The following is a 16,799-nucleotide window of genomic DNA, read 5'->3' as shown; positions in this document are numbered from 1 at the left end:
GCGCTACAAGCCAGGCCGAAGGCAGCAAGGCCCGCACCAAGGCCTATCTCAGCATTGCCGTGGTGGTTCTGGCCGCACTGGCTGCCTGGTGGTTCCAGCCGGACTGGCTTTATGGCTGGCTCAAGGTTCTGCACATCGTCGCTGTCATTTCATGGATGGTCGGGTTGTTCTACCTGCCGCGGCTTTTTGTCTATCATGCCGACGCTGCGGCCGGGAGCGAGCCCTCGACCACATTCGTTGTCATGGAGCAGCGTCTGGTCAAGGTGATCATGAACCCGGCCATGATGGTGTCCTGGGTCGTGGGTCTGTGGCTGGCATGGGACGGGTTCAGCTTCATGGGTACCTGGCTTTGGATCAAGATCGTGGCCGTTGTCGGTCTGACTGCGTTTCACGTCTTTCTCAGCCGGTCGGCACGGCGGTTTGCGGCCGGGCAGAACACCATGACGGCACGCCAATGGCGGATGGCCAATGAAATCCCGACGGTGCTGATGATCCTCGTGGTGATCATGGTGATCATCAAGCCCTTCGCCTGACTGTGCAGGGCCAGGGTTTGGCCGGAGCATCCGTCACTGCCCAAGCGCGAGAGAATATGCGCGGACAGGGCTTGCGACGTTTCACGTGAATCGCTATTTAGCAATCAACACCTTCTATGGTGGGCGCCAGTACCAGTCTGGCCGGCCTGCACAGGCCGGATCGTGAATGCCCGCCACTTCCCATATCTTCAATGTCGAAATTTGGATTTCCCATGCAGGAAATGAAGCTTCAAGAGCTCAAGAACAAAACTCCTACCGATCTTCTGGCGTTTGCAGAATCGGTCGAGGTCGAAAATGCTGGTGTGATGCGCAAGCAGGAATTGATGTTTGCGATCCTCAAGCAGCTGGCTGCACAGGAAGTCGAAATCATCGGCGAAGGCGTGGTCGAGGTTCTGCAGGACGGCTTTGGTTTCATGCGCTCGGCCAATGCGAACTACCTTCCGGGGCCGGATGATATCTACATCTCGCCATCGCAGATTCGTCGGTTCTCGCTGAAGACCGGCGATACCGTTGAAGGTCCGATTCGGGGTCCGAAGGAGGGCGAGCGCTATTTTGCCCTGTTGAAGGTCAACACGATCAATTTCGAGGATCCCGAAAAGATCCGTCACAAGGTTCATTTTGACAATCTCACGCCGCTTTATCCGGATGAGCGGTTCAAGATGGAAATCGACAATCCCACGACCAAGGATATCTCGGCGCGCGTAATCGACCTGGTCGCACCGCTCGGCAAGGGCCAGCGTGGGCTGATTGTTGCACCGCCGCGCACAGGTAAAACGGTTCTCCTGCAGAACATCGCCCATTCAATTACAGCCAACCATCCCGATTGCTACCTGATCGTTCTGTTGATCGACGAACGTCCGGAAGAAGTCACGGACATGCAGCGCTCGGTCAAGGGCGAGGTGGTGGCCTCCACGTTCGACGAACCGGCTGTGCGCCACGTTCAGGTGGCGGAGATGGTCATCGAGAAGGCCAAGCGGCTTGTCGAGCACGGCCGTGACGTGATCATCCTGCTGGATTCGATCACACGCCTTGGCCGCGCCTACAACACAGTTGTTCCTTCATCGGGCAAGGTGCTGACCGGCGGTGTGGATGCAAATGCGCTGCAGCGCCCGAAGAGGTTCTTCGGTGCAGCGCGAAACATCGAGGAAGGCGGGTCACTGACCATCATTGCGACCGCGTTGATCGACACCGGGTCGCGCATGGACGAAGTCATCTTTGAAGAATTCAAGGGTACCGGCAACTCTGAAATCGTTTTGGACCGCAAGGTTGCAGACAAGAGAATATTCCCGTCAATGGATATTCTCAAATCCGGTACCCGCAAAGAAGACCTGCTGGTGCCGAAACAGGATCTTCAGAAGATTTTCGTGCTGCGCCGCATCCTGGCACCGATGGGCACCACCGACGCTATCGAGTTCCTGATCGACAAGCTGAAGCAGACCAAGACCAACAGCGACTTCTTCGATTCCATGAATACCTGACGAATCTCACAAACCTCCGATTTGGTTCGAAACCGGTACGAATATGCGGGATACAATATTCGCCCTGTCCTCAGGCGCTCCGCCGGCCGGGGTTGCAATCATACGGGTTTCGGGGCCGCAAGTTCGATTCGTACTCGAAACAATCGTCGGAGAAGTACCGCAACCCCGTATGGCACGACTTGCCAAGTTGCGTGATGCCTCGGGTCAGGTTCTCGATCACGGACTCAGCCTGTTTTTTCCATCGCCGCATTCGTTTACCGGTGAAGATGTCGCTGAACTGCAGATCCATGGCGGACGGGCGTCGATATCCGCGGTGCTCTCTCGCCTGTCGGATTTACCCGGTCTACGTCATGCAGAAGCTGGTGAATTCACCAAGCGGGCTTTCGAGAACGGCCGAATGGATCTGACGGCAGTCGAAGGACTGTCCGATCTCATCCGGGCAGAAACCGAGGCACAGCGGAAACAGGCTATGGGCCAGGCAGAAGGTGTTCTGGGTTCACTTTATTCCGGCTGGGCGCACAAGATGACACATGCCCGGGCGATGGTGGAAGCCGAACTCGATTTTTCAGATGAAGACGACATTCCGGGCGCGGTTTCAGACCGGATATGGCCAGAGATGCAGGCTCTGCTTGACGAGATGAAGCAGCACTTGTCCAGGGCAAGGGTGGGGGAAATTGTCAGGGATGGATTCAGGATAGCCCTGATAGGTCCGCCGAACGCCGGCAAATCGTCATTGTTGAACGCGCTGGCCCAACGCGATGTCGCCATAGTATCCGATATTGCGGGTACCACACGGGATATTGTCGAGGTTCGCCTGGATATTGGCGGGCATCTTGTCCTGGTTCAGGATACCGCTGGCATTCGGTCTTCGGAGGACCAGATTGAACTCGAGGGCATAAGGCGAAGTCTGAGGGCCGCGGAAGAGGCGGATTTGGTGCTCGAGCTGAGAGATGCCACAGCTGTTGATACTGCCGTTGGCGCGACAGCCGGTGTAAGCCCAAACAGTCTGCTTCTGTTGACAAAGTCGGATTTACGCCAGTTGGAATTTGGGACAACAGCCTCCGAAGTCCTGTCCATATCTGCCAAGACGGGATCCGGCATTGATTTTCTGATGAAGGAAATAAAGAACCGGATCGGCCAGAACCATCCGGGGGCAGGTGAAGCACTGCCCACGAGAGATAGGCATGTTCAATATCTCAAGACCTGCGTCGCCGAGGCAGAAAAGGCAGTAATAGGTCGGAATCTGCCAATTGAAGTCCGATCCGAGTATCTGCGGAACGCGGCAACCGCCTTGGGCCGCATTACCGGCAAGGTCGATGTTGAAGATCTGCTCGGCGTTATTTTTTCGGAATTCTGTGTAGGCAAATGATTCACGTGGAACAGTGCATTACTGGGCCATGCCTGTGATTCACGTGAAACACTGACCCCAACAACAGCCAGCTCAGCGAGCATCGTGTACGTTTCACGTGAAACGATGTGCCTTGACTTTCGGCTTTGGCTGACCAAGAACACCGTCTCCTGGAGGCATTCTATGAAGTACGATGTAGTTGTGATTGGCGGAGGCCATGCAGGCAGCGAGGCTGCCGCTGCCGCTGCACGTCTTGGAGTGAAGACCGCGCTGGTGACTCATCGGCGAGACACGATTGGCACCATGTCTTGCAATCCGGCCATCGGTGGTCTTGGGAAGGGTCATCTTGTTCGAGAGATCGATGCCATGGATGGCCTCATGGGCCTTGCCGCTGACCAATCAGGTATTCAGTTCCGCATGCTGAACCGCCGCAAGGGACCGGCCGTATGGGGTCCGAGAACACAGGCTGACCGGAAGCTCTACAGGGAAGCGATCCGGGGATTGCTGGACGCTATACCCAATCTCGACATCATCGAGGGCGAGGCGGAAGACCTCAAGATGAACGAGGACGGAATCGAAGGTGTTTTGCTCAAGGACGGACGGCTGATCGATTGCGGTGCGGTTGTTCTGACCACCGGAACCTTTCTCCGCGGCCTCATTCACATTGGCGATCGGAAGATACCTGCCGGCAGAATGAACGAAGATCCGTCTGTAGGCTTGTCGGGGACACTGGAAAGGTCAGGGTTTCAACTCGGAAGGCTGAAGACGGGCACACCGGCACGGCTCGACGGTAACACCATAAACTGGGATCGTGTCGAGTGGCAGGAAGCCGATGCCGAGCCCATCCCCTTTTCTTTTCTTACCGATCGGATCGAAGTACGCCAGATCAGGTGCGGTATCACGCGGACTACGCCTGAAACCCACCGGATCATCCAGGACAACATACATCGGTCAGCCATGTATTCGGGTCAGATCGAAGGCGTCGGCCCACGCTATTGCCCGTCGATCGAGGACAAGATCGTCAGGTTCGGTGAAAGAGATGGTCACCAGATTTTCCTCGAACCCGAAGGCCTAGACGATTCAACCGTGTATCCCAACGGGATATCCACTTCGTTGCCTGAGGATGTGCAGGAATCGTTTCTCCGGACAATTCCAGGGCTTGAGGATGTCCGAATTCTTCAGGCGGGCTATGCGATAGAATATGATCATGTCGATCCGAGAGAACTCGGCCACACGCTGGAGACACGGCGCATCAGTGGTCTGTTTCTGGCCGGGCAGATCAATGGCACAACCGGCTACGAAGAAGCGGGGGCTCAGGGCCTGGTTGCCGGTCTCAATGCGGCGCTGAAAGTTCAAAAGCGGGATTCCTGTATTTTCAGCAGGACGGATTCCTATATAGGGGTCATGATTGATGATCTTACGACAAAGGGTGTAAGTGAGCCCTATCGGATGTTTACCTCCCGGGCCGAGTATCGGCTGTCGTTGCGTGCCGACAATGCGGAACTGCGTCTTACACCCAAGGCAATAGCGCTCGGGTGTGTGTCCACGAATCGTCAGGAAAGGTTCACGGCTTACTTCGATTCGTTGGCGAAATGTCTTTCGGATCTGAAGCAGTTGAGCCTTTCGCCCAGCGAAGCTGAAAAATTTGGACTTTCCCTGAACAAGGACGGTATTCGCCGCACAGCATTTCAGCTGCTATCTTACCCTGATATCTCCGTTGAGCGGATTCTTCATATCTGGCCGGATCTGTCCGCGCATGGACGCAAGGTTCTTGAGTCTGCTGCCATTGATGCCGTCTATGCTGTGTATCTTGATAGGCAGGCGCAGGACATCGAAGAGCGCCGGCGCGAAGAGGGAAGACGAATCCCTGATGATTTTCGCTATGATAATCTTCCCGGTCTGTCGCAGGAGCTGAAGACCAAGCTCGAACGCATTCGCCCACCATCGGTTGGCCATGCGGAACGGATCGAGGGGATGACACCTGCTGCCGTAGCACTTCTTTTGGCGAATCTCCGGAAGTACTCCGGTAGCGTCACGGACAGGGCAATTGGATAAATGACCCAGTTTGATGTTTCCAAAGGCTTCTTCCCGGATTCCGCTTTTGTTTCACGTGAAACATGGGACAAGCTGAGCCTTTATGCGGACCTCGTGCGAAAATGGCAGATTTCGATCAATCTCATTTCGCCGAATACCCTGCCGGAACTATGGCAGCGGCATGTTCTTGACAGTCTTCAGCTCTATTGGCTGAAGCCACAATCGATGCGTTGGCTCGACATGGGCAGTGGGGCCGGCTTTCCTGGTCTGGTCACGGCCATTTGCCTTGCAGAGCATCAGCAAGGTTGGGTGTATCTGGTCGAAAGCAACAACAAGAAGGCTGCATTTCTGCGTCAGGTGATTCTTGAAACTGGCGCTCGGGCCAGTGTTCATCCGATTCGAATCGAGGATGCGCGGCATAAGCTGGAAAAAATCGATGCGATTTCGGCACGTGCGCTGGCTTCTCTGTCCGATTTGCTTGATTACGCCGCTCCTTATGCGGAGGACAATCCCTCGGTGCAAATGTGGTTTCACAAAGGGTTGGATTATCTTGGAGAAGTCGGATCAGCGCGTGACCTGTGGTGCTTTGATCTGGTAGAACATCAAAGTCTGGCACAGGATGGATCGGCAATCCTGGAGATCAGTAATCTTTCCAAGCGCAACTAGGCCGCGGACCCTCTCGATGCAAGTTTCGAAGAACCGGATCATAACCATTGCCAACCAAAAAGGCGGCGTGGGCAAGACAACCACCGCCATCAATCTCGCGACCGCGCTCGCGGCGATTGGCGAGGAAGTCCTGATTGTCGATATCGACCCGCAGGGCAACGCCAGCACCGGGCTGGGTATAGATCGCAAGGACCGTGGTGTCTCGGCCTATGATCTCCTGACGCAGAATGCCACAATCGGCGAGACCGTGATGCAGACCGCCGTGCCGCATCTGAGCATCATTCCCTCGACGATGGATCTGCTTGGCGTCGAGATGGAAATTGCCGGCACGCCGGACCGGGTGTTTCGTCTGCGCAAGGCGCTTCAGACCGAAGAGGCGATGCGCTACAGTTATGTGCTGATCGATTGCCCGCCGTCGCTCAACCTGCTGACGATGAACGCCATGGCGGCCGCGCATTCGATTCTTGTCCCGCTGCAGTGCGAATTCTTCGCGCTGGAGGGCTTGAGCCAGTTGCTGGAGACGGTCGGTCAGGTCCGGGATTCGCTCAATCCGACGCTGGATATCCAGGGTATCGTCATGACCATGTATGATGCGCGCAACAATCTTGCGCTTCAGGTGGTCGAGGATGTCCGCTCGCATCTGGGCGACAAGGTCTACCGAACCCTGATCCCCCGAAATGTGCGTGTATCGGAAGCGCCGTCCTATGGAAAACCGGCAATTCTCTATGATCTGAAGTGCGCAGGCAGCCAGGCCTATCTGCAGCTGGCTTCAGAGGTAATTCAGCGCGAACGCAATCGCAAGGCTGCCTGACCCCTGCAGGTCGACGGCAAGAGTGGATGAGACGATGTCAGACGATGTAACAAAGAAGCGACTGGGACGTGGCTTGGCTGCGCTGATCGGCGAGATTGACCAGCCGGTGCAGGCTCAGTCGAAACCGGCAGTTTCAGCTGACCGGATGGTACCGATCGAGCATGTCAGCCGCAACCCGCGCAATCCGCGCCGCAGCTTCGATCCGGCCGATCTTGAAGACCTGTCGCGGTCGATCCGGCAACACGGCATCGTGCAGCCGGTGATGGTGCGCAGCGCAGGTGAAGGCCGGTATGAAATCATCGCAGGTGAACGCCGGTGGCGCGCAGCGCAGATGGCCGGCCTGGTGGATATTCCGGTCATCGTGCGGGACGTTGACGACCGGACAGCGCTTGAGATTGCCATTGTCGAGAACGTCCAGCGCGCCGATCTCAATGCGCTTGAAGAAGCCCAGGGCTATGAGCAGCTGATTGCGCAGTATGGCTATACCCAGAATGATCTGGGCGAAGTCATCGGTAAAAGCCGCAGCCACGTGGCCAATTCGCTGCGCCTGCTGAAGCTTCCGGACGAAGTGCGGCAGATGCTGGCCGAAGGTGCGCTGTCTGCCGGCCATGCGCGCGCCATCGTGTCCACGTCCGATCCGGTCGGCCTGGCGCGAAAGATCGCCGGGGAAGGTCTCTCGGTTCGTGACGCCGAAAAGCTGGCACAGAGGGATGCAGAACAGGGTTCCAGTCCGGCAGGAATTGAAACCAAGTCGGCGACCCGTCCGGAAGAGAAGGACGCGGACACGTTGGCGCTTGAACGCAGCCTTTCCGATGTGCTCGGACTGAAGGTCCAGCTGGCCCACAAGGGGCAGGGCGGGCAGTTGCGGATCGAGTACAAGTCGCTCGAACAACTTGATGAGTTGTGTCGGCTTCTGGGCGAGAAATAGCCTGATTTTCAGAAGATCAAGATCCGTCAGCGGCTGAGCAGGCACGTGCGCAGCAGCGCTTGCCGGGCTATGGAGGCCTCAAGCTGCGGCCTGCGCCGGGTTTCGAGCACGGCGTCGGCCAACCGGCGCATTTCCCGGTTTATTGCCGGAAGCCGCCAGTGACGAAGTGCCTTTTCAACCACAGGCTTGCGCTTGAAGTGAATGCCACGGCCTTTTTCGGTCATCGCCTGGGCGGGTTGGCGTCCGTGGTTTTCGACCAGCGACCGCATGGCGTCGAGCTGTTCGAACTGCAGGATGCAGCTTCGCATGACCAGGAACACGGAGGTCTTGGAGGCCAGAATCCGTTCGAGTGCTGCCTCAAGCCGCACCGGATCTCCCGAAAAGACCGCATCAACAGCATCATCAACCGACAGGGCGGCAACATCGCCCATCGCCTCGATCACATCCTCGTCGGTCACCTTGCCCGAATCATGGCAGTAAAGTGCTAGCTTTTTCAATTCGTTGCGACTGGCGAGCCGATCACCTCCGAGAAGCTGCGCAAGGCGTTGACGTGCATCTGGCTGGATGGTGAGACCGGCTGCACCCAACTCCTCGTCCATCAGCGTCTGAATACCGCGGGCATCATCTGCATAACAGGGTATGGCGAGAGCTGTGCGGGCGTTCTCAATCAGCTTGCGCAGAGCACTGCCCTTTTTCAGATCTCCGGCCTCGACCAGGAGATGGGATGAACCGGGCTCGGTTTCCACGAGCGCTGTCAGCGCCTGTATCAGCCCGCGATCATTGCCGGCATTTTTTACCCAGACCAACCGGTCGCCGCCAAACAGGCTGATTGCTCCGAATTCATCGGCCAATCTGCCCGGGTCGCCCGAAAGGTCCGATGCTTCCAGTTTCAGAACAGCGAAATCGTCCTTGAGATCCACGCCGGTCTTTGCGGCGATTTCGCTTGCCCGTTCGGAAACCAGGCCCCGATCCGGTCCATAGATCAGTATGATGCGATAGGGTGTGCCTTCCCGTCGCAGAAAACCTGAAAATTCATGAGACTTGAGTTGTGCCATGCCGCCCGTTCAAACCGGTTGCAGATCTATCGGGCAAGCGCTGCCGCAATATCGGCGCGGACGAGGGCTGCCACCTGGCGCGCTGCCCGATCTTCGGCTTCAAGCTTGGCTCTTTCCTGCGCGAAATTCTGCGATGGAAGATCAAGCTGTGCATCGGCAAAACGGGAGCCTGACTTGACGGTTTCCCCGGTGCTGGTCGACTTGAGCACGTAGGTGACGGTCACCGTGGTTCGAGCAGCTGAAAATTCATTGTCCAGGCCGCCGGGCAGAAGGCCGGAGAGGCCGGCGCTGACGCTCAGATTGAGCTGGTAAGCACCGTTCTGCTGTTCGCCGCCAAAGCCGAGCACCAGTTCGTTGCGAACGACCTGCTCGACACGCGAATCTGCCTCGGAGACAGTGATCGACTGGCTGGCGCCGCTCATCGACCCGTACAGCGGCTGTGCCTGGCAGCCGGCCAGCAGTCCAAGGCCGAGAGCGGCCGCGAGACCCCTGGCTTTCCATCCTGATCCGGCAGCTTCAAACGACAACATTGACGATCCTTTGGGGTACGACGATAAGTTTGCGCGGTGGATTGCCTCCAGTCGCGTTCTGGACAAACTCAAGCGCCAACACGGCTTGTTCCACGGCAGCTTGATCGGCATTGCGATCAATTGTCAATTCTCCGCGCTTCTTGCCATTGATCTGAACCGGCAGGGTGACCTGATCATCCATCACAAGGCTGGCATCGTAGTCCGGCCACGGTGTGGTTGCCACCATGCCGTCATTGCCGAGCAATTTCCAGCATTCTTCGGCCAAATGGGGCATCATCGGTGCTATCAGCAGCACGATCATGTCGGAGGCCTGCTTGCAGGCTGCCTTCAGTTTGGTTTCGGCCTTGCCCGCAGCGACATCCGAGAGGGGGGCAGCCATCGTGTTGACCAGTTCATAAAGCCGGGCAACGGCCTTGTTGAAGGCGAGCTTCTCGATGTCTTCACCGATGGCCTTGACGGTCTTGTGTGCTGCGCGTGAAACAGCGAGCGCCGTACCATCTGTTCCGGTTGCAGCTTCGGTTGCTTTAAGTTCCGGGGCAGCTTCGCCCAGCAATCGCCAGATCCGCTGAACGAAGCGGTGAGCGCCTTCGACGCCGGCTTCGGTCCAGATCACATCGCGGTCCGGTGGTGAATCGGAAAGCATGAAAAAGCGTGCAGTATCAGCACCATAGCTATCGATGATGTCATCCGGATCGACAACGTTCTTCTTGGACTTGGACATCTTCTCGATAGACCCAATGGTCAGAGGCTCGCCCGTTTTGGCATGGCGGGCCCGGCGGGTGCCGTCGAGTTCCTCGATCACCACCTCGGCGGGCGGTACCCAGTCCGGCTTGCCTTCGCCTCCGGTGCGGTAGGTTTCATGGACCACCATGCCCTGGGTGAAGAGACCGCGGAACGGCTCCTTGAGGTCGACATGGCCGGTCTGGCGCATGGCGCGGGTGAAGAAGCGTGAATAGAGAAGGTGCAGGATCGCATGCTCGATACCGCCGATGTACTGGTCAACCGGCAGCCAGGCGCTGGCAACCGAGGGATCGGTCGGGGTGTCGTGACGCGGTGCCGTGAAACGGGCAAAATACCAGGACGAGTCAACAAAGGTGTCCATCGTATCGGTTTCGCGCCGGGCTGCCTTGCCACAGGCCGGGCAGTCGACATGTTTCCAGGTTGGATGGTGATCGAGCGGATTGCCCGGTTTGTCGAGCGTGACGTCGTCAGGCAACTTGACCGGCAGATCCTTAGTCGGCACAGGAACAACACCGCAATCATCGCAGTGGATCACCGGGATCGGCGCGCCCCAGTAGCGTTGGCGGGACAGTCCCCAGTCGCGCAGCCGGAAATTGGTCTTTCGCGCAGCCTGCGGAGCGTTGCCCAGTGTCCGGGCTTCGAGGAGGTTGGCGACCGCATCGAATGCCTGGTCCGGTGTCATGCCATCGAGATCACGGGAATTGATCATCACGCCATCGCCCACATAGGCAGTGTCGGTGATGACAAAGCTTGCCGCGTCGGCATCCGCCGGCATCACCACGGGCGTAACCGGCAGATTGTACTTGCGGGCAAAATCGAGGTCGCGCTGGTCTCCCGAGGGGCAGCCAAAAATGGCGCCGGTGCCGTAATCCATCAAAACGAAATTGGCGATGTAGACCGGAACCGTCCAGTCCGGGTCGAGCGGGTGGACCACGCTGACCGCGGTCTTCAGACCGGTTTTCTCGGCGGTCTCGAGTGCTGCCAGCGATGTGCCGGCACGACGGCACTGATCGCAGAACTCGGCGATCGCCGGATCCTTGGCGGCCAGTTCCCTGGCGAGCGGATGATCGGCGGCAATCGCCAGGAACGATGCGCCATACAGGGTGTCGGGACGGGTGGTGTAGACCTCGATGTCGTTGGCTCCGCCGGCCAGCGCCGGGTCGGCGATTTCCCAGCGCAGCGAGAGGCCTTCGGACTTGCCGATCCAGTTCTTCTGCATCAGCCGGACCTTTTCGGGCCACTGATCGAGTTCATCAAGCGAGGTCAGAAGATCGTCGGCGAAATCCGAAATCCTGAAGAACCATTGGGTCAGCTCGCGCTGTTCGACCAGTGCACCCGAGCGCCAGCCGCGACCGTCGATGACCTGCTCGTTGGCAAGCACCGTCATGTCGACCGGATCCCAGTTGACCTTGGAATTGCGGCGGTAGATCAGGCCGGCCTTGAGGAAATCGAGAAACAGCGCCTGCTGCTGCTTGTAGTAGTCGACGTCGCAGGTGGCAAATTCGCGGCTCCAGTCGAGCGACAGGCCCATCGACTTGAGCTGCTTGCGCATGGCGTCAATATTGGCATAGGTCCAGTCGCGCGGGTGGACCTTGTTCTGGATCGCGGCGTTCTCGGCCGGCATGCCGAAGGCGTCCCAGCCCATCGGGTGGAGCACGTTGAAGCCCTTGGCGCGCTTGTAGCGGGCGACGACATCTCCCATGGCGTAATTGCGGACATGCCCCATGTGGATCCGGCCGGACGGATAGGGAAACATCTCGAGTACGTAGTATTTCGGGTCCGGACTGTCGTTGTCGGTCTCGAAAATCCGCGCTTCTTCCCACATGCGCTGCCAGCGGGTTTCCGCCTGTTTGGGATTGTATCGTTCAATTGCCATAAAGGGTCACCAGAAAACCTGTCAGATTTTGTCGCGACCTTCACCATGAAACCCGCCAAGCGTCAACCATTGAGCGGCTTTGGCGCCCAAGTTCGGGACGGTTTGGCTGGTCCAGGCCGACGCATCGGGCGCACCGGTCGAAACCATGGCCTGATTGGCAAGCCGGCCGGGCTGCGCTAACACCTTCTGAAGGTTTTGAAAGCAAGCATATGGAGCACAGCGTGAACGCACGGGAAAACTTGGAGAGAGTGCGCGCGGCTATCGCTGCCGCCGAAGCCGAAGCGGGCCGGGAGAGTGGCGCGGTCCGGCTGGTGGCGGTGTCCAAGACAAAGTCAGCCGACGAGATCAGACCGGTCATCGAGGCCGGACAGCGCGTTTTTGGCGAGAACCGGGTTCAGGAGGCGCAATCAAAATGGCCCGGCCTCAAAGCTGAAGCTCAGGGGATCGAGTTGCATCTCATCGGGCCACTTCAATCCAACAAGACGGCGGATGCAGTGGCACTGTTCGATGTCATCCAGAGCGTTGACCGTGAAAAGATTGCCAGGGAAATCGCGCGGGAAATCAAGAAGCAGGACAGGCACCCGGGTCTTTACGTGCAGGTCAATACAGGGTCCGAACCGCAGAAGGCCGGGATCGAGCCGGAGGAAGCGGATGCCTTCATCGCGATGTGCCGGGATGATCTGGATCTCAAGATCACCGGCCTGATGTGCATTCCGCCGGTGGATGAAAATCCCGGCCCGCACTTTGCACTGCTCGGCAAGATTGCCGGTAAGAACGGCATCAAGACCCTGTCGATGGGCATGTCGGACGATTTCGAGACCGCAATTGGCCTCGGTGCGACGGAGGTGAGGGTCGGGTCGGCGATTTTTGGAGCCCGCTAATCGATTTGACGGCATGACCTAGCCCATCGTCTAGTTTTCGCCGTCTGCCGACAGGCATAGGGTGCCGGCGAATTGGGGCTTTTGACAGTGCCTGCGCATCTTTCCGTGTTGCGCTGGCGTGTTCCGGGAGGAGAATATCATGACAAGCCGTTATGCCGAGGTCTACGAGAGCTGGCGCAGCAATCCGGAAGGTTTCTGGATGGATCAGGCTGCCGCTATCGACTGGTTTACAAAGCCGGAGACAGCGTTCGATCCCGATCTGGGTGTCTATGGCGGCTGGTATCCGGACGGGGTCACAAACACCTGCCACAACTGCCTGGACCGCCATGTGTCCGGTGGACGGGCTGATCAGGCGGCGCTGATCTACGACAGCCCGATCACCGGTTCGAAGCGGACCATCAGCTATCGGGACATGCTGGCGGAGGTCGAGGCATTTGCCGGCGCGCTGTCGGACAAGGGCGTAGGCAAGGGCGACCGGGTGGTCATCTACATGCCGATGGTACCGGAAGCCATCGTGGCGATGCTGGCCTGCGCGCGGCTTGGCGCCGTGCATTCGGTGGTGTTTGGCGGTTTTGCGGCCTCGGAGCTTGCCACAAGGATCGAGGACAGCCAGGCAAAGCTGATCGTCAGCGCGTCCTGCGGTATCGAGCCGGGCCGGATTGTTGCCTACAAGCCCTTGCTTGATGCGGCGATCGAGCATTCGCGGCACAAGCCGGATGCGACGATCGTTCTGCAGCGGGAGCAACATCGCTGCGACCTGATCGAGGGCCGGGATTTCGATTATGCGGAGCTGGTTGCCGCCAATGCCGGGCGGAAGGTCGCCTGTACACCGGTCGCTGCAACCGATCCGCTCTATGTCCTTTACACATCCGGCACGACGGGGCAGCCGAAAGGCGTGGTGCGCGACAATGGCGGCCACATGGCGGCGCTTCACTGGTCGATGCACGCGATGTACGGCGTCAAGCCGGGTGAAGTGTTCTGGGCGGCATCCGATATCGGCTGGGTCGTCGGACATTCCTACATCGTCTATGCGCCGCTGTTGCACGGCAACACCACCATCGTGTTCGAAGGCAAGCCGGTCGGTACGCCCGATGCGGGCACCTTCTGGCGGGTGATCTCTGAACACAAGGTTGCCGTGCTGTTCACCGCGCCGACCGCTTTCCGCGCCATCCGAAAGGAAGACCCCGAAGGCAGCTTCATCGGCAAATACGATCTGTCCGGCTACCGGGCGCTGTTCCTGGCGGGCGAACGGGCGGACCCTGACACCATCCATTGGGCAGAGCGGATGCTCAAGGTGCCGGTGATCGACCATTGGTGGCAGACCGAGACCGGCTGGACCATTGCCGGCAACCCGATGGGGCTTGGCCTGCTGCCGGTCAAGTATGGTTCTCCGGCGGTACCCATGCCGGGTTACGACGTGCAGGTTGTCGATGATGCCGGCCATCCGGTCGCTGCTGGGACGCTCGGAAATATCGTCGTCAAATTGCCGCTGCCGCCTGGCTGCCTGCCGACGCTCTGGAACGCCGAGAACCGGTTCCGCGATGCCTATCTCGCGGAGTTTCCCGGCTACTACAAGACCGCCGACGCCGGCTTCATCGACGAGGATGACTACCTGTTCATCATGGCGCGCACGGATGACATCATCAATGTCGCCGGTCACCGGCTGTCGACCGGCGGCATGGAGGAAGCGGTCTCGGGCCACCCCGATGTTGTGGAATGCGCGGTGATCGGTATTGCGGACAGCATGAAAGGCCAGATTCCGGCCGGTTTCATCGTCATCAACAATTCCAACGGGCGGAGCGAGGAAGACGTCGAGAAGGAAGTGGTCAAGCTTGTCCGTGACCAGATCGGTCCGGTTGCGGCATTCAAGAACGTGATGGTGGTCAAGCGGCTGCCCAAGACCCGTTCGGGCAAGATCCTGCGGGCGACCATGCAGAAAATCGCCGATGGCGAGGCATGGAAAATGCCGGCCACGATCGATGATCCCGCCATCCTTGATGAAATCAGCGAGGTGCTCGCAAAACGCGGGATCACCGGCAAGAGCGATTGACCTTGCTCACCGTCCAAGTCAATGTCCCGCCGTTTCGCCAAAGCCCCGGCCCTTGAAAACCGCCAGGTTTTCGGGCCGGAGGCTGCACAAGACGGATTTGGGCTTCTGAGTCTTCCAATGGAAGACACGGCGCCCCGGGAAAGGAAAAACCATGAGACTGGACGGACGAACAGCCATCGTGACCGGTGGCGCCAAGGGTATCGGGCTTGCCATCGTACGCCGCCTGGCGTCCGAGGGCGCGAAGGTAATGATCGCCGATATCGATGAGGCCGCGGGCTCGGCTGCGGTTGACGCTGTTTCAGGAGATGGCGAGGTTCGATTTACGGCCACCGATGTATCCGAGCGGCTGGATGTGCACAATCTGGTTGCAAAGACCATCGATGCCTTCGGTTCCATCAATGCCCTGGTCAACAATGCCGGCATCGTTCACGCCGCTGATTTTCTGGATCTGGAAGAAGCCGATTTCGACCGGGTGATGGGCGTCAACCTCAAGAGTGCCTTCCTGTGCGGACAGGCCGTCGCGCGCCACATGGTCGAGCAGATCGGAAACGGCGAGGAACCCGGCTCGATCGTCAACATGTCGTCGATCAATGACACGTTCGCGATCGCCAACCAGGTACCCTACTCGGTCTCCAAGGGTGGCATCAGCCAGTTGACCAAGGTGATGGCGTTGTCGCTGGCACCGCATGGCATCCGCGTCAACGCGGTTGGCCCGGGTTCCATCATGACCGATCTGCTTGCGACGGTTGTCGACAATGCGGAAGCCAGGAACCGCATCCTGTCGCGTACGCCGCTTGGCCGGATCGGAGATCCGTCGGAGATTGCCGCCGTCACGGCCTTCCTGCTCTCGCCGGATGCAAGCTATGTCACCGGGCAGACGATTTATGCCGATGGCGGACGGATGCCGCTCAATTACACGGTTCCGGTGAAAGACTAGCCGGAACTGCACAAAACTGCCGGCACCTGAACGGCAGAAACGACGAAGGCCCGGCAATGCCGGGCCTTCTGCATTTGACATGGACCTGAAGCCTCAGTTGTTGTCTTCGTCTTCTTCCGGCTCGACGCGCTTCATCGAGGACAGCTTGGCAAAGACGGCATCCGCGTCGATTTCCTTTTCGCCCTCGTCCTCGACCGGCATCTCGGATTCGGTCTCGCGGGCAGACAGAAGCACGCTTCCGTGTTCCGAATCGGCAAGTGCGCCGCGGTTCTTGGAGGCGCGCTCGACTTCCAGGTCAAGGTCGATCTGGGTGCAAAGGCCGAGGGTGACCGGATCCATCGGCGTCAGGTTGGCTGCGTTCCAGTGGGTGCGGCCGCGGATCTGCTCGATGGTCGACTTGGTGGTGCCGACCAGACGCGAGATCTGGGCATCCTTGAGTTCGGGATGATTGCGGACCAGCCAGAGAATCGCATTGGGCCGGTCCTGTCGCTTGGACACCGGAGTGTAACGCGGTCCCTTGCGCTTGGATTCAGGCACCCGAACCTTCGGCTCCGAGAGTTTCAGCTTCAGCTCGGGATTGGCCTCGGCGGCCGAGATCTCTTCGCGGGAAAGCTGTCCGGTTGCGACAGGGTCGAGACCCTTGATGCCCTGCGAGGATTCGCCATCGGCGATGGCCTTTACCTCAAGCGGGTGCAGTTTGCAGAACTGCGCGATCTGATCGAAGCTCAATGCGGTGTTGTCAACAAGCCAGACGGCGGTCGCCTTAGGCATGAGAAGCTGCTGTGCCATGAATACAATCCTCCTGTCCGTCCGCTCCGGGGGCGCGGGCCGTGGATGAAACCACCATTTCCGGGAAATCGGCGTTCTTATAACCGCAAGCCCGTCGAATTGCAATTGTTGCCGTCGGGTTTCGCAAACCGGCCCATTGTCT

The 16,799-nt window shown here is 58.7% G+C and carries 14 protein-coding genes; 10 read left to right on the top strand and 4 right to left on the bottom strand.

The window, feature by feature from the left end:
• The first annotated feature begins 53 nt into the window (after positions 1 to 53).
• From hemJ to GTW23_RS11535, 7 genes are all read left to right on the top strand, one after another.
• Positions 54 to 533 (top strand): protoporphyrinogen oxidase HemJ, encoded by a 480-nt coding sequence (hemJ, locus tag GTW23_RS11565; RefSeq protein WP_382266298.1) that lies wholly within the window; start codon positions 54 to 56, stop codon positions 531 to 533.
• A gap of 212 nt (positions 534 to 745) precedes the next feature.
• Positions 746 to 2,011, top strand: a complete 1,266-nt coding sequence (gene rho / locus GTW23_RS11560) for a transcription termination factor Rho (RefSeq protein WP_152011047.1) — start codon at positions 746 to 748, stop codon at positions 2,009 to 2,011.
• 43 nt (positions 2,012 to 2,054) lie between these two features.
• Positions 2,055 to 3,380 carry a tRNA uridine-5-carboxymethylaminomethyl(34) synthesis GTPase MnmE gene (mnmE, locus tag GTW23_RS11555; protein WP_252915882.1) on the top strand — a complete coding sequence of 442 codons (1,326 nt, stop codon included), beginning with the start codon at positions 2,055 to 2,057 and terminating at the stop codon, positions 3,378 to 3,380.
• A gap of 162 nt (positions 3,381 to 3,542) precedes the next feature.
• Positions 3,543 to 5,414, top strand: coding sequence for a tRNA uridine-5-carboxymethylaminomethyl(34) synthesis enzyme MnmG (gene mnmG, locus GTW23_RS11550; protein WP_252915881.1), 1,872 nt, complete (start codon positions 3,543 to 3,545; stop codon positions 5,412 to 5,414).
• On the top strand, positions 5,415 to 6,059 hold the full coding sequence (gene rsmG, locus GTW23_RS11545; RefSeq protein ID WP_152011050.1) for a 16S rRNA (guanine(527)-N(7))-methyltransferase RsmG: 645 nt from the start codon (positions 5,415 to 5,417) through the stop codon (positions 6,057 to 6,059). It begins immediately after the preceding gene.
• 16 nt (positions 6,060 to 6,075) lie between these two features.
• Positions 6,076 to 6,870 (top strand): ParA family protein, encoded by a 795-nt coding sequence (locus tag GTW23_RS11540; protein ID WP_152011051.1) that lies wholly within the window; start codon positions 6,076 to 6,078, stop codon positions 6,868 to 6,870.
• Positions 6,871 to 6,904: 34 nt separating this feature from the next.
• Positions 6,905 to 7,798, top strand: coding sequence for a ParB/RepB/Spo0J family partition protein (locus GTW23_RS11535; protein WP_252915880.1), 894 nt, complete (start codon positions 6,905 to 6,907; stop codon positions 7,796 to 7,798).
• A 26-nt stretch (positions 7,799 to 7,824) separates the two neighbouring features.
• Here the strand turns inward: GTW23_RS11535 and holA are convergent, their stop codons facing one another.
• The 3 genes from holA to leuS are packed head-to-tail and all read right to left on the bottom strand — an operon-like array spanning position 7,825 to position 12,000.
• Entirely contained in the window at positions 7,825 to 8,853 is a 1,029-nt protein-coding gene (holA, locus tag GTW23_RS11530) for a DNA polymerase III subunit delta (RefSeq protein WP_252915879.1), read from the bottom strand.
• A 26-nt stretch (positions 8,854 to 8,879) separates the two neighbouring features.
• The gene (locus GTW23_RS11525) at positions 8,880 to 9,383 is read right to left on the bottom strand and encodes a hypothetical protein (RefSeq protein ID WP_252915878.1); all 504 of its coding nucleotides are present in this window, start codon (positions 9,381 to 9,383) and stop codon (positions 8,880 to 8,882) included.
• Positions 9,370 to 12,000 (bottom strand): leucine--tRNA ligase, encoded by a 2,631-nt coding sequence (gene leuS, locus GTW23_RS11520; RefSeq protein WP_252915877.1) that lies wholly within the window; start codon positions 11,998 to 12,000, stop codon positions 9,370 to 9,372. Before leuS ends, GTW23_RS11525 begins: the two co-directional genes overlap by 14 nt.
• Positions 12,001 to 12,209: 209 nt before the next feature.
• Between leuS and GTW23_RS11515 the strand changes: the two genes are divergently transcribed.
• The 3 genes from GTW23_RS11515 (at position 12,210) to GTW23_RS11505 (ending at position 15,868) form a co-directional block, all read left to right on the top strand.
• Positions 12,210 to 12,881, top strand: coding sequence for a YggS family pyridoxal phosphate-dependent enzyme (locus GTW23_RS11515; RefSeq protein WP_267660902.1), 672 nt, complete (start codon positions 12,210 to 12,212; stop codon positions 12,879 to 12,881).
• Between the two features lie 139 nt (positions 12,882 to 13,020).
• A complete protein-coding gene (locus tag GTW23_RS11510) occupies positions 13,021 to 14,931 on the top strand; it encodes a propionyl-CoA synthetase (RefSeq protein WP_252915875.1) in 1,911 nt (636 codons plus the stop codon).
• Between the two features lie 151 nt (positions 14,932 to 15,082).
• On the top strand, positions 15,083 to 15,868 hold the full coding sequence (locus GTW23_RS11505; protein WP_252915874.1) for an SDR family NAD(P)-dependent oxidoreductase: 786 nt from the start codon (positions 15,083 to 15,085) through the stop codon (positions 15,866 to 15,868).
• A 93-nt stretch (positions 15,869 to 15,961) separates the two neighbouring features.
• On the opposite strand, the gene GTW23_RS11500 is transcribed toward GTW23_RS11505, so the two are convergent.
• Positions 15,962 to 16,657: a DUF1013 domain-containing protein gene (locus GTW23_RS11500; RefSeq protein ID WP_152011059.1), complete on the bottom strand. Its 696-nt coding sequence runs from the start codon at positions 16,655 to 16,657 to the stop codon at positions 15,962 to 15,964.
• Positions 16,658 to 16,799 lie beyond the last annotated feature (142 nt).

Source organism: Parahoeflea alexandrii, from assembly GCF_024105735.1.
Classification (GTDB): Bacteria; Pseudomonadota; Alphaproteobacteria; order Rhizobiales; family Rhizobiaceae; genus Hoeflea; species Hoeflea alexandrii.
Note: the sequence above shows the minus strand (reverse complement) of the source record. Positions and strands in the feature narration are given on the sequence as shown.

Coding starts and splice junctions, on each gene's coding strand:
- rho (WP_152011047.1), top strand. CDS start 746: ATGCAGGAAATGAAGCTTCAAGAGCTCAAGAACAAAACTCCTACCGAT.
- mnmE (WP_252915882.1), top strand. CDS start 2,055: ATGCGGGATACAATATTCGCCCTGTCCTCAGGCGCTCCGCCGGCCGGG.
- mnmG (WP_252915881.1), top strand. CDS start 3,543: ATGAAGTACGATGTAGTTGTGATTGGCGGAGGCCATGCAGGCAGCGAG.
- rsmG (WP_152011050.1), top strand. CDS start 5,415: ATGACCCAGTTTGATGTTTCCAAAGGCTTCTTCCCGGATTCCGCTTTT.
- GTW23_RS11540 (WP_152011051.1), top strand. CDS start 6,076: ATGCAAGTTTCGAAGAACCGGATCATAACCATTGCCAACCAAAAAGGC.
- GTW23_RS11535 (WP_252915880.1), top strand. CDS start 6,905: ATGTCAGACGATGTAACAAAGAAGCGACTGGGACGTGGCTTGGCTGCG.
- holA (WP_252915879.1), bottom strand. CDS start 8,853: ATGGCACAACTCAAGTCTCATGAATTTTCAGGTTTTCTGCGACGGGAA.
- GTW23_RS11525 (WP_252915878.1), bottom strand. CDS start 9,383: ATGTTGTCGTTTGAAGCTGCCGGATCAGGATGGAAAGCCAGGGGTCTC.
- leuS (WP_252915877.1), bottom strand. CDS start 12,000: ATGGCAATTGAACGATACAATCCCAAACAGGCGGAAACCCGCTGGCAG.
- GTW23_RS11515 (WP_267660902.1), top strand. CDS start 12,210: ATGGAGCACAGCGTGAACGCACGGGAAAACTTGGAGAGAGTGCGCGCG.
- GTW23_RS11510 (WP_252915875.1), top strand. CDS start 13,021: ATGACAAGCCGTTATGCCGAGGTCTACGAGAGCTGGCGCAGCAATCCG.
- GTW23_RS11505 (WP_252915874.1), top strand. CDS start 15,083: ATGAGACTGGACGGACGAACAGCCATCGTGACCGGTGGCGCCAAGGGT.
- GTW23_RS11500 (WP_152011059.1), bottom strand. CDS start 16,657: ATGGCACAGCAGCTTCTCATGCCTAAGGCGACCGCCGTCTGGCTTGTT.